27 protein-coding genes and 2 tRNA genes are annotated in these 24,385 nt (G+C 67.6%); 13 read left to right on the top strand and 16 right to left on the bottom strand.

The window, feature by feature from the left end; translation table 11 throughout:
* Positions 1-51: 51 nt before the first annotated feature.
* Positions 52-315, bottom strand: coding sequence for a hypothetical protein (locus AB0O34_RS29335; protein WP_363920848.1), 264 nt, complete (start codon positions 313-315; stop codon positions 52-54).
* A gap of 147 nt (positions 316-462) precedes the next feature.
* Here AB0O34_RS29335 and AB0O34_RS29330 point away from each other — a divergent pair, with 147 nt between their 5' ends.
* The 7 genes from AB0O34_RS29330 to AB0O34_RS29300 all read left to right on the top strand — a co-directional run bounded on the left by AB0O34_RS29330 (position 463) and on the right by AB0O34_RS29300 (position 4,265).
* A complete protein-coding gene (locus AB0O34_RS29330) occupies positions 463-690 on the top strand; it encodes a hypothetical protein (RefSeq protein WP_363920846.1) in 228 nt (75 codons plus the stop codon).
* Between the two features lie 20 nt (positions 691-710).
* Entirely contained in the window at positions 711-1,070 is a 360-nt protein-coding gene (locus AB0O34_RS29325; protein ID WP_363920844.1) for a hypothetical protein, read from the top strand.
* A gap of 12 nt (positions 1,071-1,082) precedes the next feature.
* Positions 1,083-1,253, top strand: a complete 171-nt coding sequence (locus AB0O34_RS29320; RefSeq protein ID WP_363920842.1) for a hypothetical protein — start codon at positions 1,083-1,085, stop codon at positions 1,251-1,253.
* Between the two features lie 4 nt (positions 1,254-1,257).
* A complete protein-coding gene (locus AB0O34_RS29315) occupies positions 1,258-1,380 on the top strand; it encodes a hypothetical protein (protein WP_363920840.1) in 123 nt (40 codons plus the stop codon).
* A gap of 139 nt (positions 1,381-1,519) precedes the next feature.
* Entirely contained in the window at positions 1,520-2,872 is a 1,353-nt protein-coding gene (locus AB0O34_RS29310) for a replication initiator (protein ID WP_363920838.1), read from the top strand.
* Positions 2,869-3,054, top strand: a complete 186-nt coding sequence (locus AB0O34_RS29305) for a helix-turn-helix domain-containing protein (RefSeq protein ID WP_363920836.1) — start codon at positions 2,869-2,871, stop codon at positions 3,052-3,054. Before AB0O34_RS29310 ends, AB0O34_RS29305 begins: the two co-directional genes overlap by 4 nt.
* Positions 3,054-4,265 (top strand): site-specific integrase, encoded by a 1,212-nt coding sequence (locus AB0O34_RS29300; protein ID WP_363920834.1) that lies wholly within the window; start codon positions 3,054-3,056, stop codon positions 4,263-4,265. Before AB0O34_RS29305 ends, AB0O34_RS29300 begins: the two co-directional genes overlap by 1 nt.
* 250 nt (positions 4,266-4,515) lie before the next feature.
* Here the strand turns inward: AB0O34_RS29300 and AB0O34_RS29295 are convergent, their stop codons facing one another.
* The 9 genes from AB0O34_RS29295 to galU all read right to left on the bottom strand — a co-directional run bounded on the left by AB0O34_RS29295 (position 4,516) and on the right by galU (position 11,745).
* Positions 4,516-4,905 (bottom strand): hypothetical protein, encoded by a 390-nt coding sequence (locus AB0O34_RS29295; protein WP_363920832.1) that lies wholly within the window; start codon positions 4,903-4,905, stop codon positions 4,516-4,518.
* A 606-nt stretch (positions 4,906-5,511) separates the two neighbouring features.
* Positions 5,512-5,922, bottom strand: a complete 411-nt coding sequence (locus AB0O34_RS29290) for a hypothetical protein (RefSeq protein WP_363920831.1) — start codon at positions 5,920-5,922, stop codon at positions 5,512-5,514.
* Between the two features lie 603 nt (positions 5,923-6,525).
* Positions 6,526-6,599: transfer RNA gene (locus AB0O34_RS29285), tRNA-Ala, on the bottom strand.
* 286 nt (positions 6,600-6,885) lie between these two features.
* Positions 6,886-7,731, bottom strand: coding sequence for a hypothetical protein (locus tag AB0O34_RS29280; RefSeq protein WP_363920829.1), 846 nt, complete (start codon positions 7,729-7,731; stop codon positions 6,886-6,888).
* Positions 7,732-7,915: 184 nt separating this feature from the next.
* Positions 7,916-8,548: a GNAT family protein gene (locus AB0O34_RS29275; protein ID WP_363920827.1), complete on the bottom strand. Its 633-nt coding sequence runs from the start codon at positions 8,546-8,548 to the stop codon at positions 7,916-7,918.
* A gap of 71 nt (positions 8,549-8,619) precedes the next feature.
* The gene (locus tag AB0O34_RS29270; RefSeq protein ID WP_363920825.1) at positions 8,620-9,099 is read right to left on the bottom strand and encodes a MogA/MoaB family molybdenum cofactor biosynthesis protein; all 480 of its coding nucleotides are present in this window, start codon (positions 9,097-9,099) and stop codon (positions 8,620-8,622) included.
* The gene (moaC, locus tag AB0O34_RS29265) at positions 9,096-9,566 is read right to left on the bottom strand and encodes a cyclic pyranopterin monophosphate synthase MoaC (protein ID WP_363920823.1); all 471 of its coding nucleotides are present in this window, start codon (positions 9,564-9,566) and stop codon (positions 9,096-9,098) included. Before moaC ends, AB0O34_RS29270 begins: the two co-directional genes overlap by 4 nt.
* The gene (gene glp, locus AB0O34_RS29260) at positions 9,563-10,771 is read right to left on the bottom strand and encodes a gephyrin-like molybdotransferase Glp (protein ID WP_363920821.1); all 1,209 of its coding nucleotides are present in this window, start codon (positions 10,769-10,771) and stop codon (positions 9,563-9,565) included. The genes moaC and glp overlap by 4 nt, the downstream gene beginning before the upstream one ends.
* Positions 10,772-10,839: 68 nt before the next feature.
* Positions 10,840-11,745 carry a UTP--glucose-1-phosphate uridylyltransferase GalU gene (gene galU / locus AB0O34_RS29255; protein ID WP_363920819.1) on the bottom strand — a complete coding sequence of 302 codons (906 nt, stop codon included), beginning with the start codon at positions 11,743-11,745 and terminating at the stop codon, positions 10,840-10,842.
* Between the two features lie 24 nt (positions 11,746-11,769).
* Here galU and AB0O34_RS29250 point away from each other — a divergent pair, with 24 nt between their 5' ends.
* Positions 11,770-12,330, top strand: a complete 561-nt coding sequence (locus tag AB0O34_RS29250) for a 5-formyltetrahydrofolate cyclo-ligase (RefSeq protein WP_363920817.1) — start codon at positions 11,770-11,772, stop codon at positions 12,328-12,330.
* Between the two features lie 15 nt (positions 12,331-12,345).
* On the opposite strand, the gene AB0O34_RS29245 is transcribed toward AB0O34_RS29250, so the two are convergent.
* The gene (locus AB0O34_RS29245; RefSeq protein WP_363920815.1) at positions 12,346-13,413 is read right to left on the bottom strand and encodes an LCP family protein; all 1,068 of its coding nucleotides are present in this window, start codon (positions 13,411-13,413) and stop codon (positions 12,346-12,348) included.
* Positions 13,414-13,539: 126 nt separating this feature from the next.
* On the opposite strand from AB0O34_RS29245, the gene AB0O34_RS29240 reads away from it, so the two are divergent.
* From AB0O34_RS29240 to AB0O34_RS29225, 4 genes are all read left to right on the top strand, one after another.
* Positions 13,540-15,042, top strand: coding sequence for a potassium/proton antiporter (locus AB0O34_RS29240; RefSeq protein ID WP_363920813.1), 1,503 nt, complete (start codon positions 13,540-13,542; stop codon positions 15,040-15,042).
* Positions 15,043-15,227: 185 nt separating this feature from the next.
* Positions 15,228-15,575, top strand: a complete 348-nt coding sequence (locus AB0O34_RS29235; RefSeq protein ID WP_363920811.1) for an FmdB family zinc ribbon protein — start codon at positions 15,228-15,230, stop codon at positions 15,573-15,575.
* A gap of 278 nt (positions 15,576-15,853) precedes the next feature.
* On the top strand, positions 15,854-16,660 hold the full coding sequence (locus AB0O34_RS29230) for an S-methyl-5'-thioadenosine phosphorylase (protein ID WP_363920809.1): 807 nt from the start codon (positions 15,854-15,856) through the stop codon (positions 16,658-16,660).
* A gap of 193 nt (positions 16,661-16,853) precedes the next feature.
* Positions 16,854-17,441: an RcpC/CpaB family pilus assembly protein gene (locus AB0O34_RS29225; protein ID WP_363920807.1), complete on the top strand. Its 588-nt coding sequence runs from the start codon at positions 16,854-16,856 to the stop codon at positions 17,439-17,441.
* Positions 17,442-17,550: 109 nt separating this feature from the next.
* Here AB0O34_RS29225 and AB0O34_RS29220 read toward each other — a convergent pair whose 3' ends face one another.
* A complete protein-coding gene (locus AB0O34_RS29220) occupies positions 17,551-18,639 on the bottom strand; it encodes a M15 family metallopeptidase (protein WP_363920805.1) in 1,089 nt (362 codons plus the stop codon).
* 1,732 nt (positions 18,640-20,371) lie between these two features.
* On the opposite strand from AB0O34_RS29220, the gene AB0O34_RS29215 reads away from it, so the two are divergent.
* Positions 20,372-20,444, top strand: a tRNA-Arg gene (locus tag AB0O34_RS29215).
* A 208-nt stretch (positions 20,445-20,652) separates the two neighbouring features.
* Here the strand turns inward: AB0O34_RS29215 and AB0O34_RS29210 are convergent.
* The 4 genes from AB0O34_RS29210 to AB0O34_RS29195 all read right to left on the bottom strand — a co-directional run bounded on the left by AB0O34_RS29210 (position 20,653) and on the right by AB0O34_RS29195 (position 24,302).
* Positions 20,653-21,849 carry a cytochrome P450 gene (locus AB0O34_RS29210; protein ID WP_363920803.1) on the bottom strand — a complete coding sequence of 399 codons (1,197 nt, stop codon included), beginning with the start codon at positions 21,847-21,849 and terminating at the stop codon, positions 20,653-20,655.
* 35 nt (positions 21,850-21,884) lie between these two features.
* Positions 21,885-23,255 carry an FAD-dependent oxidoreductase gene (locus AB0O34_RS29205; protein ID WP_363920801.1) on the bottom strand — a complete coding sequence of 457 codons (1,371 nt, stop codon included), beginning with the start codon at positions 23,253-23,255 and terminating at the stop codon, positions 21,885-21,887.
* Positions 23,245-23,454: a ferredoxin gene (locus tag AB0O34_RS29200; RefSeq protein ID WP_363920799.1), complete on the bottom strand. Its 210-nt coding sequence runs from the start codon at positions 23,452-23,454 to the stop codon at positions 23,245-23,247. Before AB0O34_RS29200 ends, AB0O34_RS29205 begins: the two co-directional genes overlap by 11 nt.
* 377 nt (positions 23,455-23,831) lie before the next feature.
* The gene (locus tag AB0O34_RS29195) at positions 23,832-24,302 is read right to left on the bottom strand and encodes a hypothetical protein (RefSeq protein WP_363920797.1); all 471 of its coding nucleotides are present in this window, start codon (positions 24,300-24,302) and stop codon (positions 23,832-23,834) included.
* Between the last annotated feature and the right edge of the window lie 83 nt (positions 24,303-24,385).

Raw genomic sequence — 24,385 nt, 5'->3', positions numbered from 1 at the left:
TCGTCCTGTCTAGCCCTGTTTCACATCATGAGGACTCATTCGTCCCATGTCTCACAAGAGTCTGACAGAGAGGGGCTGGATGGCCTGGGCCGTGGCGGTCTGCGTCGACCTGACCTGCGTCATGGCGGCACGCGAACGGCAGCGCGACAAGAAGACCGGCCGTACCCGCTCCGGCCTGGTGTCCTGGCCCACCCTGGTCCTGGTCGGCGGGATCGTGTTGTCCCTGGCCGCGAACCTGGCACAGGCCGACACCTCGGTCTGGGGGTGGGTCACCGCGGCGACCCCGGCCGTGGCGTTCCTGGTCGCGGTCTCCATGCTCGAACGCCGCGCCGTCCCACCTCCCCGGCACCGGTACCCGCTCCCGTACCGGCGTCGGCCCCCGTCCCCGGCTCGTCCCCGCGCCCCGTCCCCGATCCGATCCCCTCGACGGCGCTCGTCCCCGCCTCCGTCCCGCCCGTCCCCGTGGCTGCTGCGTCCGTCCCCGTCCAGGACGGCGACACCGCAGGGCAGGACGACACCTCGCAGTCCTCTGGCGGGCTGCTCGACTACGCCCGGCGCGTCGCGGCCGAACACCACGCCCGGCACGGCAGACCGATCACCCGCGACACCTTGCGCGCCCGGCTCGGCGTCTCCAACCAACTCGCCACCGACCTGCTGCGCCAACTGCGCAACATCCCCGATCCCGCCTGAACCGAAGGGACCTCCCTGCGATGGCTCGCACCCCCGACCGCCTAGCCGTCATCAACGGCCTGCGCGACCTGGCCGATTTCCTGGACACCAACCCCGATGTCCCCGCCCCCTGGGGGCCAATCTCCATCTACTTCTACCCCCTCGGTACCGACGAGGAGATCCGCGCCCAGGTCGACCACGTCGCCCGGCTACTCGGCTCCGACGTCGACGCCGACGAGCTCGCGGTGGGCCACTACTCGACGGGCATCACGTTCGGCATCGCCGAGTACAAGGCGGTGGGCCTGCTCGCCTCCTCCCGAGCCCGATGGGCCGCCCGCAGGAGCTACGAGGACTCCATCACCCTCGACACCGACCCCACCAACCCCGCCCCCGGCGCCTGAACGGAGAACCCCATGCGCATCCGCCTCGACGGCACCCGCTCCGAGATCTCTTACGCGCTCTACCAGCTCCGCAAGATCTTCCGGGTCACCTCGGTCTCCAACCCACACCCCAACCGCGGGCGACGGTCGGACTTCCGGCTCTACGCCCAGATCAACCCTCGTGACATGCGGACCTGGAGGTAAGGGCGTGGACGACGAATTCACCGTGATCCGCTACCGCTGCGCCACCTGCGGCGGGACCGGCGTCGACAGCCTCGGCGGCACCTGCGCCGACTGCCACGGAACCGGAGCAGACAACCACGGGGCATAGCCCCGGCGCCCCCGGCGTGACCGCACAACCGCCAAGTCACACGCCACGTCGGGGGCCATCCCCACACCGAACCTCTAAAGACCCGGAAGGGACACGCCCCATCATGCCCAACACCACCAACTCACACGCGGTAGCCGGGATGATCACCCGACTCCACGACCCCCAATACGCCCGCTGGGCCGCCCAAATCAAAGCCACCGGCGGATGCCGACAGCCGATCCACCTGCGCGGCCACGTCCTGCACGTCGACCAGGCCACCGGCGCCCTACTGCACCGCTACTCCACCAGCACCGAACCGGACGGCGTCCTACGGGTGCCGTGCAAGACCCGACGCGCCTCCCGCTGCCCCTCCTGCGCCGAGACCTACCGGGCCGACACCTACCACCTCATCCGCGCCGGCCTGGCCGACGGCAAAGGCGTCCCCGCCACCGTCAGCGCGCACCCGTGCCTGTTCGTCACCCTCACCGCCCCCTCCTTCGGGACCGTCCACACCCGGCGAGAGAAGAACGGCAAGCTCCTGCCCTGCCACCCTCGACGCGACGCCGAGACCTGCCCGCACGGACGGGTCATGTCCTGCACCGCCCGGCACGGTGCCGACGAGGAACGCCTTGGCGAGCCGCTGTGCCCGGACTGCTACGACTACACGGGGTCGGTGTTCTTCAACGCCCTGGCCCCGGAACTGTGGCGGCGCTTCACCCTCGCGCTACGCCGTCACGTCGCCAAGCTGACCGGGCACAGCCTCAAAGGCTTGCGCGAGGAGCTGTCGATCGCCTTCGCGAAGGTTGCCGAGTATCAGCGCCGCGGCGTCGTCCACTTCCATGCCGTGATTCGCCTCGACGGACCGGACGGACCGGACTCCCCGCCTCCGGCCTGGGCCACCTCCGATGTGCTGGCGCAAGCCGTACAACACGCACACCAGGCCGTCACCGTGACCGCCCCCGCAGTCGACAGCAAGCCGTCCGCTCTCCTGCGCTGGGGCGCTCAGCTCGACGTCCGGCCCATCACCCTCGGCGGCACCCTCACTGATCAGGCTGTGGCCGGTTACATCGCGAAATATGCGACCAAGGCCGCTGAATGCGTCGGCACCCTGGACCGGCGGATCAACGCCACCGAAGACCTGGCCGCGCTCCCCATCCGCGAGCATCCCCGGCGCCTGATCGCCGAATGCTTCCGCCTGGGCTCCCTCGACGGCCTGGCCGACCTCCGGCTCGCCGAATGGGCACACATGCTCGGCTTCCGCGGGCACTTCTCCACCAAATCCCGCCACTACTCCACCACCTTCAGCAAGATGCGCGCCGAACGCGCCGACCACAGGCGCGACGAGGCCATCTCAACCGGACGGCTGCCCCTCTTCGACGAGGACACCGCCCTCGTCATCGCCCACTGGTCCTACGCCGGAAAGGGCCTCTCAGCCGGTGACGCACTCATTGCCGCAGCGATCACCTGCTCTCCACTGACTGCATCTACGTCGGCATCGGGGAGTGACCTATGAACACGGACGACATGCTCACGGTCCCCGACGCGATGGCCAAGCTCAAGGTCAGCCGGTGGACCCTCTACAAGCTCATGCGCTCCGGTGAACTCGGCTCAGTCCTCGTCAGCGAGCGATGCCGCCGTATCCCCGAATCCGCTCTCAGCGACTACGTGACCCGACTGTGCGAGGAGGCTGCCTGATGGGACAGCGCGCCAACGGGGAAGGCTCCATCTTTCCCTACAAGAACGGCTACGCCGGCTACGTATGGGTCACCACTCCGGACGGGCAGCGTAAGCGCAAGTGGGCCTACGGCAAGACCCGTGAAGAGACCCACGAGAAGTGGATCAAACTGCACGCTGAGGCGAAGCGTGGCCCGGTCGTCACAAAATCTCCAACGCTGGGCGCCTACCTTGATTACTGGATCCGTGAGGTCGTAGCGCCAAATCTGGCCCCATCGACGGCGGCGACGTACGAGGTGTTCTCTCGCCTGTACATCGGTCCCGCTCTCGGCACTAAGCGGCTCGATAAGCTCGCCGTTCGCGATGTTCAGACCTGGTACAACAAGCTCCGGGTCACCTGTCAGTGCTGCGCGCAGGGCAAGGATGCCCGCAGACCTGAGAAGAAACAGAAGTGCTGTGCGGTGGGCGTCTGCTGCGGCCAGATCGCCTCTGATCGCACCGTGCGAGACGCCTGGACGATCCTCCGTGCCGCGCTGAACAACGCGGTTCGCGAAGAGCTGATCACTCGTAACGTCGCCGCCCTGATGCGCGTTCCGAAGCCTCGACGCCGCAAGATCAAGCCGTGGTCGGTGGATGAGGCTCGCCAGTTCTTGGAGTCCGCGCGGACTCGTCGGGATCCGCTCTACGCCGCGTACGTGCTGATTCTCGCGGTGGGACTACGGCGCGGTGAAGTCCTCGGGCTGAGGTGGGAAGACGTCGACCTCGACAACGCTGAGATGACGATCGGCTGGCAACTCCAGCGCGTCAGTGGGCAGCTCCATCATCGCGAGACCAAGACTGAGGCATCGGATGCCGTTCTACCCCTCGTTGACCTCTGCGTCGCTGCACTCCGTGAACGGCAGGCAAAGCAGGACGCCGCTCGTGAGGCGGCGAAAGACGAATGGATCGAGAAGGGGTTCGTCTTCACGACACGGACGGGCCGACCCGTCGAGCCTCGCAACTTCAACCGCAGCTTCGCGACCGCGATCAAGCATGCCGGTGCGCGGAGCATCCCGGTTCACGCCACCCGGAAGACCTGCGCATCACTCCTCGTCGCGCTGGACGTTCACCCAAGGATCGCGATGCAGATCCTCCGCCACAGCCAGATCGCGGTCACGATGAACATCTACAGCGAGGTATCGTCCGAGGCCACCCGGACGGCGCTCAAGAAGCTGGGCGAGCAACTGGAATAGCCGTTGCTGTACAACCCTGCACGTTGATCAAAAAGGCCACTTCCGGTGATGGAAGTGGCCTTTGAACTGGGGTGAAGCCTAGGGGCACCCACGACTGTCCTGCCGTATGCTGACCACGCCATACAGCGATCGCCGTAAAAGCTCGAAAGCAAGGTAGGCCCAACTCAACCCGAGGAACTACCCCCCGTGGGCTCTCTGCTGCAACCCGTGCTGCTCGGGGCCAGTGAGGCTCTTGTTCTATAGAAGCCGATTACGCCTGCACTAGATCTTGCGGGATGACTACATCCGCAGCAGCCAAGCTAGCTTGTAACTTCATGTTTTGATCATCACTGGGGGTGTGAGACCGTACGACATCCTGCACGAACTTCACTGCGCTCTCCAGCAAATCCTCACCGAGGTCTACAGGAGACCACTCTCGGAGGGACAAGTCATGTGCAAGAGCAAGCACTGCGCGCCTGTGGGAGAACTTGCTTGCTACGAAGTCTCGAAGTTCTTCGTCGGTATCGAACTCTAGACCTCGAAGATCCTCTACTTCGTTCGGAGTCAGGTCGAGGTATGCCCATATCGACACGACCCCGTTTGCATCCCCAACGACAGTGAAGAGGATAGTTCGTTCGTCTACCATCACTGTGCCGGCCAACGGCACCTCATAGTGATGCCAGACTTCCAGATCGTGCGCCCGTGGAGAAGGAGACCATGGTGGCGCACCCTGCTTCACTAGCCCATCCATCTCTCCACCTCCTTACGTTGCCTCACCCCCATTGAAGCATGCTGCGAAGCTGGCTGACACTTCCATAGGCCATGGGACAGTCTGACTGACCAATGGATCAGCCGCTGGCCACACCACAGTGACATGCGGGGATCGCCTCACACGGCTACCAGGTGTGTGGACCACAGCCAGGCCCGCAGCTCTGATCTTGCCAGCAGTAGTGGCTCGAAGCCTCGTCCTCTCAAAGTCCCTCGCAGTGGGTCGGCGTCCATTGAGGTACTTGATCAGTGCCTCTTCGTGTGTGAGGTTCACGAAGAGAGACAGTCCTCGCTCACGCCCTAGCCGGGGCTGGCTACGGAAGTCCGGGATGCCGATCTGGACCAGTTTCACCGCATCCTCGATGCACGACGCAGGCGGGGGACCACACCTACAAGCGGCATCCCTGATCCACGACCACTGCGGGTTGCTCACAGTGCTTCTACCTGCCCTTGATGGCTACCTGGTGCAAGCGGTGCTCGCAACCGCACCCACAGAATCTCACTGTCCCCCCTCAACGTCTCTGCCAGAGCTTCTATTGCTCGTTACCACCGTGCCGGACTGCTTGAGGTCGATGCACAGGATGCCGTCGTCGATGTAACTGGTCCACCTACGGGACACAGATGTATCGATGTTGTAGTACTTGGTGAACGCAGTCCCGGACACGATGTATGGCCCTACGCTCTTGCCCGCTTGTGGGCGCAGAGGGTAGGCATGCTCGGATTCCTTCTCTACCGGACGAAATCCTATGATCCGCTCCGCAGGGTCATAGAGGAGTTCAACAGCCTCCGGTTCGCCCAGCTCGGCGAATGCAGCAGCGTTCATGGACATCGTTCCGCGCTTCTGGATCGTCACGAAGGGTTGCCGCACCAGCGGCACGAGCCGCTTCGTGAACGTCTCGAAGTTTGGCATCTCTACTATCCCATCAACCAATGGCCAGCTTGGAGGCAAAGATAGCATGATCTAAAGGGTCTAAGGTCAAGCAGCTCTGCTCCTAATGCTTCTAATGCATGGAGTCCTGCTGCATGGCAGCTCGCTGCGGGGGCCACGGGGAGGACCGCATCGCAGCGCCCGTGCCTCTGAGCTGTACAACTGTCGTTGGTACCGTCTTGAGGTGAACGTACGAGGCATGGCTCTGTGCCGTATACGCCGGTTACCAGAGCGGAGCCTCGAACGCGCTTGGGGGCTTCCCCAACCCTGGCTACTTTGTGACGGCCATGTCCGCATCAGGCAGCCGTACCTGGCCTACTGCCCGGCGCAAGCCCTCCTTGGCGTGCCCGCGTGCCCCTTGTCACAGTTCCTCGCCCACTCGTCGCCCTACGGCAAGCCGTATGGATCGGTCAGGGTGCACGACGCGGACAGGCCAACCAGTGGCGTCTTGGAACTTCGATCACAGTTTGCGAAAGCGATCAAGCATGCCAATGCTCGAGCAACTCGGGCGCCGTTGCTGTACGGCGCTGCTGTACGGAGATCAAAAAGGCCACTTCCGATCATGGAAGTGGCCTTTGACCTGGGTGGAGCTGAGGGGATTCGAACCCCTGACCCCTTCGATGCGAACGAAGTGCGCTACCGGACTGCGCTACAGCCCCTAGGACTCGACCAGATTAGCAAACTTTGGCGGCCACCCGCGCCACTCATACCGGCAGAGCGCCGGTGATCATGTGATCGCGCAGATCCGGCCCGCCGCCTGGGCCTCCGTGGGGGACGTCTGACGCACGGGAGGCGTCGGGCGTCTTGGCCGGGATTCGGAGCCACTCAGGCCCGCTTGAGGACGTCCAGGGGGCTACGAAGCTTCGGCGAGGGAAGCCGTCGCTGAGAGAGGCCGGTCGTTGAAGGGAGGCCGGTCGTTGAAGGGAGGCCGGTCGTTGGGAGGGGTCAGTCGCCTACGGCGCGGCGGGAGCGGTCCGCGTACTGGTCGAAGGGCTCGACGCGCCTGCGGAACTCGATGATCTCGGCCTCGGCCTGCTGAGCCGCCTCTTCGAGCGCACGCTGGTGCTCGCGTACCCTCCGGTCGCGCTCGGCGCGGGCCTTCGCGGCCTCGACGCGCCGCTCCGCGTCCGCAGCGACGGCGACGCGCAGCACCGCCAGGTACGACACCAGCAGGACGGCGGAAGGCGCCACGCTCCACCAGGGCGCCACGCCGACGGCCGCCGTCACCACCGAGGCGAGGTGGAGTAGCACGGTCCAGAGGAGCCATCGGCGACGGCGCGCCAGCACCCGCGCCCGGCGGCGGCACTCGGCCTGGAACAGATCCTCATCGGAGAGCTCTTCGGGAACGGGATCCGGCTCGGTCTCGGCTGCGGACGAGCCATCAGAAGCCTTCTCGGCGGAGGCGCCACCCGCGGCCCTGGACCCACTGATGTCGCTCGCCGGGGAAGGGGCTCCGGGCTTGGACGACCCGTGCGGCACCGCTCGCGCGTCGGGCTCCGCTCGCGTTTGGGACGCGGCATGAGATGAGGCCGGCGAGCCTGATTCTGCGCGGGGCTCGGGGGTGCCGAGCTCCATGGTGATCTCGTCGTCGGCGGTGTCCGTGGCGAGAGCGGCATGGCCGGACGGGACCTCGGACACCTGAAGATCGGCGAGGGTGTCCCCGTCTGACTCCTCGCCCTCGTTGTAAAGCTCGGCGATCTCCACCGAGTTGCGGTCACGGCGCAGCCACATCGGCACGAGGACGCACAGCCACATGAGAACGATGCCGAGGTAGAGGAAGGCACTACTCACCCGCCCACCTCCCCGGCCCGCTGTGGGCAGCGTGAACACACCACGGGGCCAGTGGCGTCGCAAATGTGCTCACGTCACGCACCGTAGGACCGCGTGTCACTGATTGACGAGCATTCCGTGCGGTGTGTCGCGAGATCGTCAACCTGTTTATCCCCAGGCCTACGTCAAAGCTGTCTATGACTGTCTAGGAGGAACCGTCGTGGGCGGTTTTCTCCCGGGTCTGCCTCCACTGGGCCAGGAGCCCGCGAGGCACGTCCTCGAGCGTCAAGGCGTAGCAGATGTGATCGCGCCAGGCGCCGTCGATGTGGAGCTGGCGGCGGCGGACCCCCTCCTCGCGGAAACCGAGCTTTTCCACGACCCGGCGGCTGGCGTGGTTCTCGGGCCTGATGTTCGCCTCCAGGCGGTGCAGGCCGACGGTGAAGAAGCAGTGGTCGACGGCCATCGCGAGGGCCGTGGGAGTGATCCCGCGCCCGGCGAGGGTGCCGCTCACCCAGTAGCCGACCTGAGCGGACCGCGCCGAGCCCCAGACGATCGCGCCCACCGTGAGCTGGCCGGCGAACGCCCCGCGCCAGGTCACCACCCAGGGCAGCGCGAGACCCTGCCGCGCCTCACGTCGCAGGGTGCCGACCATGGAGATGTACGGCCCGAGGCCCGTGCGGAACAGCGGGGTCTCTGGGTTGCTGGGCTCCCATGGCCGCAACCAGTCGGCGTTGCGCAGTCGCGTCTCGCGCCAGGCACTGACGTCGCGCAGACGCAGCGGCCGGAGTCCCACCGGTCCCTCGTTCAGGGTCGCCGGCCAGCCGCGAAGTCGATCCACGCGTCAATCATCCCCTGTCCGACCCCGAATTCGCCATGGCGAAAGCCAGCCCCTCGCTCTGACGGCGCCCGTCAGTGGCGGGGATGGTCGCCGCCTCTGATCTGTTCGACGGCGTGCCGGAGGATCGGAGCCAGGATGGCCATGCCGTCCCGCACGCCTCCCGACGACCCGGGCAGGTTGACGATGAGGGTCGTCCCCGCCTGGCCGGCCAGCCCGCGCGAGAGGATCGAGGTGGGCACCTTCTCGCGGTTGGCCTGCCGTACGGCTTCCGCGATGCCCGGTATCTCGCGCTCGATCACCCGGCCCGTCATCTCCGGGGTGAGGTCCTGCGGGGTCAGCCCGGTGCCTCCGGTGGTGACGATCACGTCGTACCCCTCGCGGACACCCTCGCGAAGGGCGGCCTCGACGGGCTCGCCGTCGGGCACGACCCTCGGGCCGTCCACCGGGTCGCAGCCGGCCTCGGCGAGCAGCCCAGCCAGGAGTTGTCCCGATTTATCGGCGTAAATTCCGGTGGCGGCGCGGTTGGAGGCGGTCACGACCAGAGCTCTCACGGCCGGGTCCAGACGCCGGTCTTCCCACCGGTCTTCTCCTCGACCCGCACATCGGTGATCACCGCCGCCGGGTCCACCGCCTTGATCATGTCGATCATCGCCAGGCCCGCGACGGAGACGGCCGTGAGCGCCTCCATCTCCACGCCCGTACGGTCGGCCGTCTTCACCCGGGCGGTGATCTCCACCCCGGAGTCGACCACGACGACCTCCACCTTGACCCCGTGCAGCGCGATCGGGTGGCAGAGCGGGATGAGGTCGGGGGTGCGCTTGGCGCCCTGGATGCCGGCGATGCGGGCGACCCCGATTGCGTCGCCCTTCGGCACCGTGCCCGACCTCAGGATCGCCACGGCCTCCGGTGACAGCAGCACCCGGCCCGTGGCGCAGGCCGTACGGACGCTGACGTCCTTGGCGGACACGTCGACCATGCGGGCGGCGCCGGACTCGTCGATATGGGTCAGCTCACTCACAGCGGGATCACCTCCACGACCGTACCCTCGGGCAGGCCGGTGACGTCCTCGGGTACCACGATCAGGGCGTTCGCTCCCGCGAGCGCCGCGAGCTGGTGGGACCCCTGCCCGTGCACGGGGGTCACCACGGCGCCCCCGCTCGCCGTGCTGAGCACTCCGCGCAGGAAAGAACGCCTGCCCGCCGGAGAGCGCACCGCCGCCGTCGTCGTCGCGGTCACGGTGGCCAGAGGCCCGGCGGGCACGCCGCGCATCCTGGCGAGCGCGGGCTTCACGTACAGCACGAACGAGACGTACGAGGAGACGGGATTGCCGGGCAACGTGAAGATCGGCACCTGGCGGTCGCCCAGCAGGCCGAAGCCCTGGGGCATGCCCGGCTGCATGGCGACCTTCTCGAACTTGACCGTTCCCAGCGGCGACAGCGCCTCCTTGACGGGCTCGTACGCGCCCATCGAGATGCCGCCTGTGGTGATCACGGCGTCGGCCTCGTCCAGAAGGCCGTGCAGTGTGGCGAAGAACTCGTCGGGATCGTCGCCGACGGCGCTCCTGCGGAACGCCACCCCACCGGCCTGCTGGACGGCCGCGACCATGGTGAAGCTGTTGGACTCCCAGATCTGCCCGTGCCCCAGCGGCCTGCCCGGCTCGACCAGCTCGGCCCCGGTGGACAGCACCACCACGCGCGGGCGCGGATGGGCGAGGACCGTACGCCGCCCGACCCCGGCGAGGATGCCGAGCTGGGGCGGACCGATCATGGTGCCCGCGGCCAGCACGAGATCTCCGGCCTGGACGTCCTCGCCCGACCTGCGGATGGCGTTGCCCGGGGCGGCGGGCCGACTGATCGTGACCTTGACGGTGCCCCCGTCGGTCCATTCGACGGGGACCACCGCGTCGGCGCCCTCCGGCACGGGCGCCCCGGTCATGATGCGCGTGACCGACCCCCGCTCGACCGCTCGCGAAGCGGTGTCGCCGGCCGCCACGTCGACGGTCACCGGCAGCACCACGGGATCGTCGCCGGTCGCCCCCGCGACATCCCCGGCATAAACGGCATAGCCGTCCATGGCGGAGTTGTCGAAGGGCGGCAGCGCGACCGGCGAGGTGACGTCCTCGGCCAGGGTGGAGCCGAGCGCCTCCTCCAGATCGAGCTCGATCGGATCGAGCGGGCGTACCGCGCCGAGGATCTCGGCCAGATGGGCGTCAACCGTTTTCATCTCATCCACCAACCCGTGGAGGTTTCACCGCGTCGAACGGTCCGCGGAGGCCGAGGTCCCGCGAGCCTTCACTCAGGGATCTCGTCGAGGAACTCGCGCAGCCACGAGATGAACTCAGGCGCGAGGTCGGGACGGTCCGCCGCGAACTGCACGACGGTGCGAAGGTAGTCGATCTTGTTGCCGGTGTCGTAACGGCGCCCGCGGAACAGCACGCCGTGCACCGGACCGCCCTCATCCGTCGAACGGCCGGCGAGCTCCAGCAGCGCGTCGGTGAGCTGGATCTCCCCGCCACGCCCGGGAGCGGTGTTCTCCAGCACCTCGAACACGGCAGGGTCGATGACATAACGCCCGATGACCGCCCAATTGGAGGGGGCGTCCTCGGGCGCGGGCTTCTCCACCAGGCCGGTGACGCGGACCACGTCGTCCTCGGAGGTCGGCGAGATCTCCGCGCAGCCGTACAGGGAGACCTGCTCCCGCGGGACCTCCATCAGCGCGACGACGCTGCCGCCGTAGGTGTCGCGCACCTCGATCATGCGCTTCAGCAGGTGGTCACGGTAGTCGATGAGGTCGTCACCCAGCAGGCAGGCGAACGGGTGGTTGCCGACATGCTGCTTCGCGCACAGGACCGCGTGCCCGAGGCCCTTGGGCTCGCCCTGCCGCACATAGTGGAAGGTGGCGATCTCCACCGGCTCCAGAACCTGCGAGAGCCGCTCGGAGTCTCCCTTGGCGGCGAGCACCTCCTCCAGCTCGTACGCCCGGTCGAAGTGGTCCTCGATGGAACGCTTGTTCCGGCCTGTCACCATGAGGAGGTCGAGGAGCCCGACCGAGACCGCCTCTTCGACGACATACTGGATGGCCGGCTTGTCGACGATCGGCAGCATCTCTTTGGGGGTCGCCTTGGTCGCCGGCAGGAATCGCGTACCGAGACCGGCGGCGGGGATGACGACTTTCGTCACTGGATCGTAGTCAGCCATGGATGCACCTTAATGGAGGGCCGAGTGGACAAAGCGGAGCTGCGCCGGAGGATCGTCGCCGCACGAGCAGGGCTCTCCGATCCGCGCGGCTCGGCGACCGCGATCAGGGAAACGCTACTCGACCAGCCCTGGGTCCAGATGGCCGGGCTGGTGGCGTGCTACTGGTCGATGGGCACCGAGCCGGCGACCCAGGGCCTGGTGTTCGCCCTTTGGAAGCACGGCGCCACGGTGATCCTGCCCGTGCTGAAACCGGACAACGATCTCGACTGGGCGGTCTACGACGGGCCCGACTCGATGGCCCCGGGGCCGCGCGGCGTCATGGAGCCCGTGGACACGCGGCGGGGCGTGGACACCATCCGTACGGCAGCGCTGGTGATCGTGCCCGCGCTGGCCGTCGATCCGTCCAGCGGGGTGAGGCTCGGGCGCGGCGGCGGCTCCTACGACCGGGCGCTGGCGCGGGTCGGGCCGAACGTACCGACGGTCGCGCTGCTCCACGAGGGCGAGCTGATCGAAGGCATCCCCTCGGAGCCCCACGATCAGGCCGTCTCGATGGCGGCGCTCCCGTCGGGAATCATCGCTTTCTGACGCGAACCGTGGTGGTCAGGGCAGGATCGTCAGGTCGTTCAGGCCGCCGCTGTCCTTGAAGTACTGCTCCAGGGTGTCTTCCCTGACCGCCTCGAAGAACGACACCCCGGCCTTCCTGTCGAGGCGTACGACGCTGGCGCCCTTGACGGTGGCGGTGCCGATCGTGGGGATCGTGGTGGAGTCGACGGTGTCCGGCCGGATGTCTCTCAGCTCCAGCGCGAGATCGCGCAGTGTGCTCAATGTCACGCCCGAGTCGACGCTGACCGCCTGCGTGAGCGCTTCGAGGAAGGCGTTCAGCTTGAACGGATCGGTCAGCAGCTCCTTGCTGATGATCTTGTGCCCCATCGCCCCGATGAACGCCTGCTGCCGCTTGATCCGGTCGAAGTCGCCGCCCGGCAGGTTGTAGCGCTGCCGGACGAACAGCAGCGCCTTCTCGCCCTGCAGGTGCACCTGGCCCTGCGGCCAGGTGATCTTGTTCATCGGGTCGTACACCTTGCGGGACACGTAGACGTCGACGCCGCCGATCACCTCGGTCATGGCGACGAACCCCTGGAAGTCGAGCGCCGCGAAGTGGTCGATACGCACCTTGGTGAGGTCCTCGACCGTTTTGATCAGCAGCTTCGGGCCACCGAAGGCGTACGCTGCGTTGATCTTGTTGTTTCCGTGCCCGGGGATGCGGACATAAGAGTCGCGGGGGATGCCGATGAGGGTGAGCCGATCCCGGCCGGCCGGGACATGGACGATCATGATCGTGTCGGCCCGCTGGTTGCCCGACTCGCCCGGCCGCTTGTCCGACCCGATGAGCAGCCAGTTCTGCGCGTCTCCGACTGCCTTGGCCGGGCGCCCCGCGTCCTCGGGAAACGCTCCAGGGATGCGCTCGATGTTGCCGTTCAGCGTGATCTGACGCTCCATCACCAGCGCGAACCCCGCCGCGAACACCATGGCGAATATGAGCCCCGTGACGATCAGCATCCGGCGCAGCAGGCGCCGCTTCTTGGGCGGCTTCGCCGGGACGGCCTCCTCGCCACCGGCGGAATCATCCTTCCTCGTGTTCTCAAGAACCGGGGAAGTCTCGTCGGTCACTGCCGTCACCTGATACCCGTCGATTAGCGCCTCTGTGTCGCGTGTGACGGTAGCTCATAGCAGTTCATCGTGGTAGAGGGCTATACGAATAGGACACAATGGACGGAAAACGCGAGTGGGGGGCCGGTGAACCTGAATATCTGGTTGCTCCTCGCATCCGTCGTCGTCATCGCCGCCATCGCCTCCGTACGGGTGGCCCACCGCACGGGACTGCCGAGCCTGCTGATCTATCTCGCGATCGGCCTCCTGGTCGGCGAGGCGGGGCTGGGCGTCCAGTTCGAGAACGCGCAACTCGCCCAGCAGATCGGCCTCGCCGCCCTCGCCGTCATCCTGGCCGAAGGCGGCCTCACCACGAACTGGCAGCACGTCCGCCGGGCCGTACCGACCGCGCTCGTGCTCGCCACGGTAGGCGTGGCCGTGAGCATCATCGCCCTCGCGGCGGCCGTGCACTGGCTGCTGCGCATGGACTGGCGTACGGCCCTGCTGCTCGGAGCCATCCTCGCCTCGACCGACGCGGCGGCGGTGTTCTCCGTACTGCGCCGCCTGCGCCTCCCCCAGCGCCTGTCCGGCATCCTTGAGGCCGAGTCCGGCTTCAACGACGCGCCCACAGTGATCGTCGTCGCCATGCTCAGCCAGGTGAACACGCCCCTGCCGAGTGTGGGGCACGTCGTCTTGGACGCCCTGTTCGAGCTGGCGGTCGGGTGCGCGGTGGGCCTCGGGGTCGGCCCTCTGGGGGGCTACGCCCTGCGCAGGGTGGCTCTGCCGTCGTCCGGCCTCTACCCCATCGCCGTGCTCGCCCTCGCGTTCGTGGCCTACAGCGGCGCGGCCCTCCTGCACGGAAGCGGCTTCCTCGCGGTGTACCTGGCGACGCTGGTCCTCGGCAACACGCGACTGCCGCACCGGGCCGCGACCCGGGGCTTCGCCGAGGGGGCCGCGTGGCTGGCGCAGATCGGCCTGTTCGTCATGCTGGGCATCCTCGCCAGCCCGCACGAGCTGCCCGCCACCGTCGTACCCGGCCTGATCGCCGGCCTCGTCCTGCTGCTGTTCGCACGCCCGCTGTCCGTCGTGCTCTCGGCGCTGATCGTACGGCTGGCGCGTCTGGACCGGCTCTCCTGGCGCGAACAGGCGTTCCTGTCATGGGCGGGACTACGCGGGGCGGTGCCCATCGTGCTCGCCACCATCCCGTGGGCGACCGGGCTCATCGGCGCCAAGGGGGTGTTCAACGAGGTCTTCGTCATCGTGATGGTCTTCACGATGGTGCAGGGGCCGACGCTGCCGTTCCTCGCGCGGATCCTGCGGGTCAACGCCCTCGACGAGGCCCGTGACCTGGGCGTGGAGGCGGCTCCGCTCGAAGAGCTCAACGCCGACCTGCTGCAGATCACCATCCCGCCGGGCTCCGGGCTGCACGGAGTCGAAATCTTCGAACTCCGCCTGCCGTCGGACGCGGCCGTCACGATGGTCGTACGTGAGGGCCGCTCCTTCGTCCCCGAGGGCTCCACGCGCCTGCGGGCGGAGGACCAGCTTCTGGTGGTCACCACGGCCGCATACAGGCAGACCGTCGAACGCCGCCTCCGAGCGGTCAGCCGCCGAGGCAAACTGGCAGGCTGGTACGGCGAACGCGGCGAGTGACCCCAGACGCCTTTGACGGCGGCCGGCACGGAACTTTCACGGGGCACCCCACACTGCTTGTGGCGGGGATTAGAACCTGTCTGGGTGGCGTTTAGCCTAATCGGCTGCGTACCATTAGCAGTCGCATCGGTAGAGTGCCAGTCTGCGTGAGTCATACTCGGCGTGAATCATACGAGGAGGAGTGCGTGCCCACCTACCAGTACGCCTGTACCGCTTGCGGTGAAGGGCTCGAGGTCGTCCAGAGATTCAGCGACGACGCGCTGACCACGTGCCCGAGCTGCGAGGGCCAGCTGCGCAAGGTGTTCTCGGCCGTCGGCATCGTCTTCAAGGGCTCCGGCTTCTATCGGACGGACAACCGCTCGTCCACCAACTCCGGGGTCTCGTCTTCCACCAGTTCACCGGCCTCATCCGGTTCCTCTGGTTCCAGCGGCTCCGGGGACTCCGGCGGCTCCGACTCCGGAACCACCGCCTCGGCCAAGAAGGAGCCCGCTGCGGCGAGTTCTTCCGCGTCCGCGAGCAGCTCGGCCGCCTGACGACGCCCAGGGTTGTACGGCTCCCACAGGCCGTACAACCTTCATGGACACCTGTCCCGGCCCCATGCGCAGACCCGGGTCATCGCTTGCGGGTCATCTCCGCGACCGCACACGTTGCCGGCGACCCGCGAGGGCGCGCAACGGTGTGTGCGGGCGCCGGTACTCACGCCGCTCAACGTGCCACGATCTTCGTATCCCTGGCCATTTCCCACTAGGGTTATCCACAGGTCTCGGCTCTCGTCTCTTCTGCCCGGGGCCGGGGCGCTAGTGTCTGCGCCATGGTCATGAGAGCGGACATCGGGGTCATCGGCGGTTCAGGGTTCTACTCCCTCCTCGATGATGCCGAAGAGATCGACGTCGCCACGCCGTATGGGCCGCCGAGCGACACCATCACTGTCGGCCACATCGGCTCGCGCGCGGTCGCGTTCGTGCCCCGCCACGGCCGCGATCACCGATTTCCTCCCCATCGCATCCCCTACCGGGCGAACCTCTGGGCTCTTCGCTCCCTCGGCGTGCGCCAAGTGCTGGCGCCGAGCGCCGTCGGGTCCCTTCGCGTTCAGTACGGCCCGGGCACCCTTGTGATCCCTGACCAGCTCGTCGATCGCACGTCGGGCCGGGTGCAGACCTATTACGACGCGAACGGCGCGGTCCACGTCCCCTTCGCCGATCCCTATTGCCCAGTTGGCAGAGCTCTGTCCTATTCGAAGGCCGAGGCCGAGGGCTGGAGTGCCGTCGACGGTGGCACTCTCGTCGTCATCGAAGGGCCCCGCTTCTCCACCAGGGCGGAGTCACGCTGGTTCACCTCTAACGGCTGGTCGATCGTCGGCATGACCGGCTACCCCGAGGCCGTTCTCGCCCGCGAGCTGGCCCTCTGTTACACCACGCTGGCCCTCGTCACCGATCACGACGCCGGGGTCGACGCGGGCGAGGGCGTCACCCAGGACGAAGTCTTCGCGTTCTTCGCCGCCAACAGCGAGCGCATGCGCACGCTCGTCGGCTCGGTGGCCGTCGAGCTGCCCACGGAACGCACCTGCCCCTGCGGCGACGCGCTGAACGGCATCGACCTCCCCTTCGAACTCCCCTAGGCCCAGACCCACGAGCCTGTCCTCACCCCAGACCCCGCAACCCCTTGCTCCGCGTTCCAGTCCCGCGCCGTGAGCACTTGCTGCCATGCCCTGGGCCCTAGCAGCCATTTCTCACAGGCAACCCTCGCCGCAGGAGACACCAATGCGGGCCGCACTTCGTGTAGTTCGGACACTCAATCGCCGACGCCGGCTCATGGCCGTCGTCCTCGCGGCCATGGCTGCGGGAAGCGTGGGCCTGGCCATGCGTCCGGTCCCCGCCACCGAGGTCCTGGCCGCCGCTCGCGACCTCAGGCCTGGCACGCTGGCAGCGCCAGATCTGACGGTGGTGCGCATCCCGGAAGCCGCCGTGCCCGACGGCGCGCTCCGCCCGGGAGCGCCCGTCGCCGGACGTGTCCTGGCTGCCCCGGCCCGGCGCGGCGAGCCTCTCACCGACTTACGCCTGCTCGGACCTGCCCTGGTCGACGCCTACGGTCCCGGCATGGTCGCCACGCCCGTACGCATCACGGACGCCGGTGCGGCACGCCTGCTTCGCGTAGGCGATGTCATCGACGTGATCGCAGCCGCGGCCCAGTGGGACGAAGCCCGGCTCGATCCGCGCACGGCCACGGTGGCCCAGGCCGTCACCGTCATCGCCCTGCCACGCGCGACCGCCTCGGCGGACTCCATGACGGAAAGCGGCGCTCTGGTCGTTCTGGCCACCACACTGGAGCAGGCCGCCCGCCTCACCCAAGCCGGCACGGGTTCACGCCTGTCGATCACCATCCACGGCAACTCCCGATAACCATGACGGCACGGGCTGACCGCTCTGACGGTCTCGTCAGCGCCTGAACAGGCGGGGATGCGGAGTCGATGACGCCATAAATAGACCCTCCAGCAGCGCAGCCTCTCACCTACAGCAGCGAGCCGAGCTTCGGGTCGTACTCCCAGTGCCACGGCTCAAACGGGCTGTGATAGGCCCAGTCGGGGTGCATCCACCCGAACTTCTTGCTGTTGGCCTCAAGCCAGTTGAACTGCACCGAACGGAAGACGTCGACACCACCGCACAGGTCCACCGCGAGCCCGAGCCCGTGGTTGCTTCGCCCCGGCACGGCGGCGAAACCCGGCCTGCGGTAGAAGACGGCCTGCTGCTGGCCGAGGCTGCGGTAGCTGTCGGTCACACACATCGGCTTGCCGAACTGCTTCCTGTACGCCTCGTTGAGCGCGACGAAGGCGATCGCCGCGTCCGCGCGCAACTCCCGGCCCGGCTGCTGCAGCGGGCACAGGACGCTCTTCGGGAGCAGACCGTTGGGGTACTGCGCGGCGGCGCTCACCTGGGTCGGGTCGCACGCCGCTCCCGTACGGCCGCCCTGGTTGACCCGCACTCCGAGCTTCGTCAGAGCCTGGGACAGGGACTTCACAACCGTCGACGACCGCTTCCTCAGCGTGTCGATCTCAACGCTGAGCTGGGCCTCCACCAGCAGCTTCGTCGCCCGAAGGTCCTGCGCCTCTCCGGCCAGCCTCTGCTGCTCCTGATAGAGCTTGCCCGCGTCGGCCAGGACCTTGTCACGTCCCGACACGATGTACGTCATGTCGCTCAGAGCACGAAGGCTGGTCGCGTCGCTCTCACCGGTGAAGAAGGGCGCCATGTCACCGCCCGAGGGCTCCTGATACAGCGACTGCACCAGGTCCGCCAGCGGCCTGCGCACCTTGGACATCTCAAGAGTCGCCGTACGCAACTGCTCCAGCTTGCCCTTGAGCTCCTTGTCGGCCTTGGCCAGCGTCCCCTGCCGCTGTTCCAGGGCCTTGGTGGCCTCTGCGAGCGCCTGGGACGACTTTTCGGCGTCACGGCGCAACTGATTGAGGTTGCCCGGATCCAGCTCCTGGGGTGCGGCCTCCTGGGTGACCGACCGCGCCTGCGCCGAGCCCGACGACGTCATGGTGAGCATGGAGACCATCACCATGAGTACGGCGACCAGGCCCGCCGATCGGGGAGATGGCACGTTACGGACCCCTCCGTTTGCGAACTTGTGACCTTAGCCCGGCACGCACGTTACTACAGCTACCTGTGTAGTCGGACCCGAGTCACGAGAGCCGTTATGTACGGATCATGGCATTTATACCTTCTCGCTATCGCACGGTTGGCACAGTTGCCAAAGCCAGTTGCCCCGCCACGCGGCAGAACAGCCCACCTGCCAAACCGCCCCCGGCATCACCAACCCAGCACGACGCACCGCCGAAACCCCCGACGCCGGCCGCACCGAAACCGCAGAAGGCTCCCGCCCCAGTCCACCCCACCCAACAGCCCAGCCCCCTACCATCCGCCCGACCATCCGCCCAACCGGCCGCCCAACCGGCCGCCCGACCATCCACCCAACCGGCGCACGCCCCCCTAACCGTCCATCGCACCCATGCCCGCCCGGCCGCGCCCCTCGCACCCGCTCGCCCGAATGCGCTCCGTGCATACGTCCAGCCCGCCGCGCACCCTCCGCCCGCTCACCCGACTCCCCGGCCCGGCTAGGAGCCGCTGAATCCACAGCTCGCAAACGCACACCCGCCTCCACCGCTCCCCCACACTCCCCCGGACCCGCAGCCTGTGAGGGGGCGCCCGACTCCACCATCCGCCCACACTCCCCCGCACCCGCAGCCCGCGAACGCTCACCCGACTCCACCATCCGCCCACACGCCCCCGCAGCCCGCGAACGCTCACCCGGCTCCACCGCCCGCCTACGCTCCGCCGAACCTGCAGCCTGTGCGGGCTCACCCGACTCCACCTTTCGGTCACGGTCCACTGCAGCTTGCGAGCGTTCCCTCGGCTGCACCGCTCGCCCTCGTCCTGCTTGCGCACGTTCCTCCGGGCGCGGGGCTTGCGTAGGTTCCTCCGGGCGTACACCTTGGGCATGGCCCTTCGGATCCTGGGCTTGCGCATGCTCGCCCGGGTGCGTGGCTGAAGTGTGATCCTCAGGCGACACCGCCTGTCCACCCTCCTCCGGGTGCTTGCGATCTTCCTGCGGCACAATAGGCGCCCGCTCATCCCGCCGCGCCGCGCGCCCATGCTTTCCCGACGGCACCGCCATGGCGCCTTCCACCGGCAGCGCCCGCCATACATGCCGCCCCGGACGATCATTCCTCGCCTGAGGCCATATCTGCACTGCGCCCGGCCCGTGCGCCCGTAACTCGCGACTCAACCAACCATCACGATCAGCCTGCGGATCCGGCTCGGTCGATTCCCCCTGGTCGGCCGTCGACTCCGACCCACCGGCCGTCAGCCGCGAGACGTCCAGCACCTCCTCATCTCCGGAGATCAAAGGAGTCGGAACCATACCCTCGTACCCGTAATCCGCATGCGGCGGAGCCGGTACAGGCGTCACAAAGACGAAGCTAGGTAGCCCTTGCCACCCCGCCACGGCCTTCACCTTCACCACATGTCGCGGCCGACCTCGCACGTGCTCCTCGTAGCCGGTGAGTTCGGCCACAAGGAGTCCTGCCGCGAGGACCGCGGGCGCCAGCATCGCCGCCAGGAGCACACCCGGCCGGACACCCCGGCGCCTCTCAACCCGCATTCGTCGCTCTCCGGTCACGCTGCGTGACAGTAGTCACCCACCGCTACCGAACGTTGCTGGCATGTCAGCCTTTTACCCCAGCTCAGCGTACACATGGGATACGAGTCGCAAAGCCAAGCCACGCCTCTGCACACATGGTGCTCGCCTTTCGGTACGCTTACACCCAGGCCCCGCCTCCGTAGCTCAGGGGATAGAGCACCGCTCTCCTAAAGCGGGTGCCGCAGGTTCGAATCCTGCCGGGGGCACTCTCCAACCAGCCAAAACAGGCATCTACCTGAGGCTTCTCCCTCATAGCTCTGACGATCTCGGGCAGTCATGTGCAGCCGTAGGCAGTTGAATGTCAGCGCTCGCGCAATATGCGCGCAATGATCTTGAAGCCGTTTCGCCAGGTCAGGCCGGAATTCACGGTCGCTCGACACCTCCGGGGGCACTGCCATGCCGCCACGGAGCAGGTCAGGTCTCAAGGAGGAGGTGACGGGGGCCGCGAAGCATGGCATTGCGCCGGTAGGGGGGCGGGTCCTGGACCAGGGTGGCGGTGCCGAGGCGGGGGATCAACGCGTCGAGCGCGGTCTGGGCTTCGATCCGGGCGAGCGGTGCGCCGTAGCAGAGGTGGATGCCGCTACCGAAGCCGAGATGCTGATTGTCCAGGCGGGCGGGATCGAACCGCTCGGGGTCGCGGAAGCGCTTGGGGTCGCGGTTGCCCGAGGCCAGCACGAGTATCAGGGGTGCGCCCTTGGGGATGGCGGTGCCTGCGACGTCGATGTTGGCGAGGGGGGTGCGCTGCCGCATCTGGATCGGTGGCTCGTAGCGCAGCAGTTCCTCCACCATCGTGGGGAGCAGATCGGGTTCACGGCGCAACCGGTCCATCTCATTGGGGTGGCGTAGCAAGGTGAGCACCCCGTTGGAGATCAGGTTCACCGTCGTCTCGTGTCCAGCGACGAGCAGGAGTACGGCAGTCGCCGCCAACTCCTCGCATGTGAGCGCCGAATCCGGGTCGTTGACGAATGCGGACAGCATGTCGTCACCGGGGTGGCCGCGGTACCGCTCGGCGAGGTCCACCAGGTACCGGCCCATCTCCGCCAGGGCCTGGGCGCCGGCTTGCCGGCGCTCGGTGGGATCCTCGCCCGGCTTGATGTCGGCGAAATCGATGATCGTGGCGGACCACTCCCGGAAGACCGGCTCGTCCTCGCGCGGCACACCGAGCAGTCGGCAGATGACGGTGACGGGCAGCGGGTAGGCGAAGTCCTCAACGATGTCGATCCGCGTGCGGCCTTCCAACGCTTCGATCAGTTCCTGCGTGATCTGGGCGATCTGGCCGCGCATCGCGCCCACACGACCTGGGCTGTGCGGGGGGCCGAACGGCCGCATGGCCAGCCTGCGGAGCCTGTGGTGCTCGGGGTCGTCGAGTCGGATGAACGAGATTTGGTCCTCTTCCGGAGCCAGGCCGCGGTACGGGGCGGCCAGGTTGCGGGGGTCGGCGCTGATGCGCGGGTCGTGCAGCAGGGCTGCGATGTCGTGGTACGCACCGACCAGGTAACTCCCGTCCGTCTGCCGCACTACCCTCACTTCGCGCAGTTCCGCGTACAGCGGATAGGGGTCGGGGCGGTTGGCGTAGTCGGTGATCCGCTCCAACAGGGTCTCGACGGCCATACACGGCTCCTCGTGGCAGGAAGGGACAACAAGGGTCAGCCGCCAGGCCGCACCAGAGTCAGCCGACGGTCGGGCAGGTAACCAGTGAGCGCCACGGTCGGACCGTGGCAGAGCCCCCTGGGGTCCGGCACGTTGGAGGGGACCGGGAACTCGGCCACCACCGGGCGACTGTCGGCCGCGCCCGGTCCAGGTGGGAACGGGGCCGCAGTCTCGATCAGGCCCTGGTAGTACTCCAGCCACTTGGCCATGTTGACGGTCACCGCGGCAGTGACGCGGCCCCGGTAGCCGTAGACCGCCACCAGACGGCGTTCACCGAGCGAGCCTTGGGCGATGGCCACCTGGTCGGAGAAGGCAGGGACGCCCACAGACTTGATATTGAGCCCGAACTGGCTCGACCAGAAGACCGGGACCGCGAGGTGCGGGCGCCGCAATGGCCCCATATTCACCATATTGTGGGCCGCTACCTCGGCCTGCGCGACCGCGTTGCCCCAGTGCTCCAGGGCGAGCATCTGGTACTCGAAGAGCGGATGCGGAAAGCGGGCGACATCGCCGGCCACGAAGACGTCGTCGGTGACGATCCCGTAGGCGTTGAAGACGCGGCACCCAGCGTCGCAGGCGACCCCGAGTCGGCCCGCGGCCAGCCCGGAGTCCGCCAGCCACTCGGTGTTGCGGACCGCCCCCATGGCGACCACGCATACGTCCGCATCGATACGGCTGCCGTCGGACAGGTCCGCACCGGTGAACCGGCCGTTCCCCCGCAGCGCGGTGACCGTGACTCCGCAGCGCAGGTCCACGCCGTGAACCCGCTGCAGGCCGGCCGCGAGCTTCGCCAGCGTCCCGCCCAGCGCGCCCACCAGCGGCGCGGGTCCCCGCTCGGCGACCGTGACCTCAATGCCTCGCTCACGGCAGGCCGAGGCGATCTCTGAGCCGGTGAAGCCCGCGCCGATCACCAGCACCCGACGCGGCCCGGCAGCCAGCCGCTCGGCCAGGCGCCCGGCATCGTCGCTGGTACGCAAGGTCAGAACGCCATCCAGGGCCGCCTGCGCCGGGTCGGGCCAGGGCCGCGCCCGCGTACCTGTGGCGATCAGCAGCCTGTCGTAGGGCAGTGACTCGCCGTTGGCCAGCAGCACCTGCTTCCCCACCGGATCAAGCCCCGTCGCGCGCACCCCGAGCCGCCACTCCGCGTCCGGGTCCCGGCGCGTGGGCAGCGTGGTCGCGTCCGACGCCGCCTTCCCGAGCAGCACCTGTTTAGACAGCGGTGGGCGATCGTAGGGCGGATGGGGCTCGTCTCCGACAACGGTGAGTGAGCCGGTGAAGCCCTCCTCGCGCAGCGTCTCGGCGGCCCGCAACCCGGCCAGCGACGCGCCCACGATGACGATACGGCCCTGGTGCAGGTCACCGGACACCGGCCCTCACCTCCTCGCCCACGAGGATGGCCTGGACCGGGCACGCCGCCGCAGCCTGGCGTACGCGGTCAAGCTGGCTATCAGGGACGGCCGGGTCGTAGAGCAACGCTTCCTCTCCGTGCAGCTCGAACACCTCCGGCGCGAGGAACACGCATTGCGCATAGCCCTGGCAGCGGGTGAGGTCCACCACGATCCGCATCCCAAGCCACTCCCCCGTCGCCACAGCTCCCGGTTCTTTCCAGGTTCGGGAAGGATCAGGCGCTCCCCAGCTACTCCCCCTGCCTTCCGGTGCGGCGCAGCGGCCCCGCACATCCCCCATTCGCACGAGTCATCGTCTTCCGTCGGCGTCGCAGTCCTCGTCGCCGAGGAGGTCGTTCACCTCACCCCTCAGTTGGCAGTCTTGCCCATCTCGTCCATGCCTCATCACGCCAGGCCCGGCCGTTGCCACAGCCCAGACGATTCATTGCGCTGAACGAGTGAATATGGCCACGCCCAGGCGACGGGCTGACGAAAGACTGGGCCACCAGGAAAGCGAAAGACCCGGAATAGCCCGAGGCCTTCCAGAGTGGCTCTGGATCACTCGTCCAGAGCACTCATGATCTTTGCGTTGGCTAGCTCCATCTGCCCGTCGATCACCTTCGCGTAAACCCGCTGAAGTACCTCCACGCCGTGCCCCGCGCGCTTGGCAACCTCGGTAGTGGGGACTCCAGAGGCCAGCCACAGGGAGACGGCTGCATGCCGAAGGTCGTACGGCGTCGCCGCCAGCGACGAGGCGACCTGCTCAGGTGTGAATGCCTGCTTGCGTATCGACTTCCAGACGCGGGAGATCGCCGAGTTCGTGTAGAGCCCGCCCTTGCTTGTGGCGAACAGCCTGCCGTCGCCGGCCACGCCGAACTCTTCGATGTGCTCACGCAGGATCTTCACCAGAGCCGGAGGAATCGGCACCAGCCGGGTGTCCTTGTCTGCCCGGTGCTTCAGGCCGCGACTGTCGTGCGCAGCTCCCGAGTCGGTATAGCGCTTGTTGGCGAATGGCCGCGCCGTCTCCAAAGTGAGAAGGCCCCACCCCTCCCGTGGCCACGGCCCCGGCATGTTGACGATTTAAGTTCGTATGGTCCGATAGCTGCCGTTCA

This window comes from Sphaerisporangium sp. NPDC088356 (genome assembly GCF_040685555.1).
GTDB lineage: Bacteria > Actinomycetota > Actinomycetes > Streptosporangiales > Streptosporangiaceae > Sphaerisporangium.
This window is presented reverse-complemented; position numbering and strand designations above follow the sequence as displayed.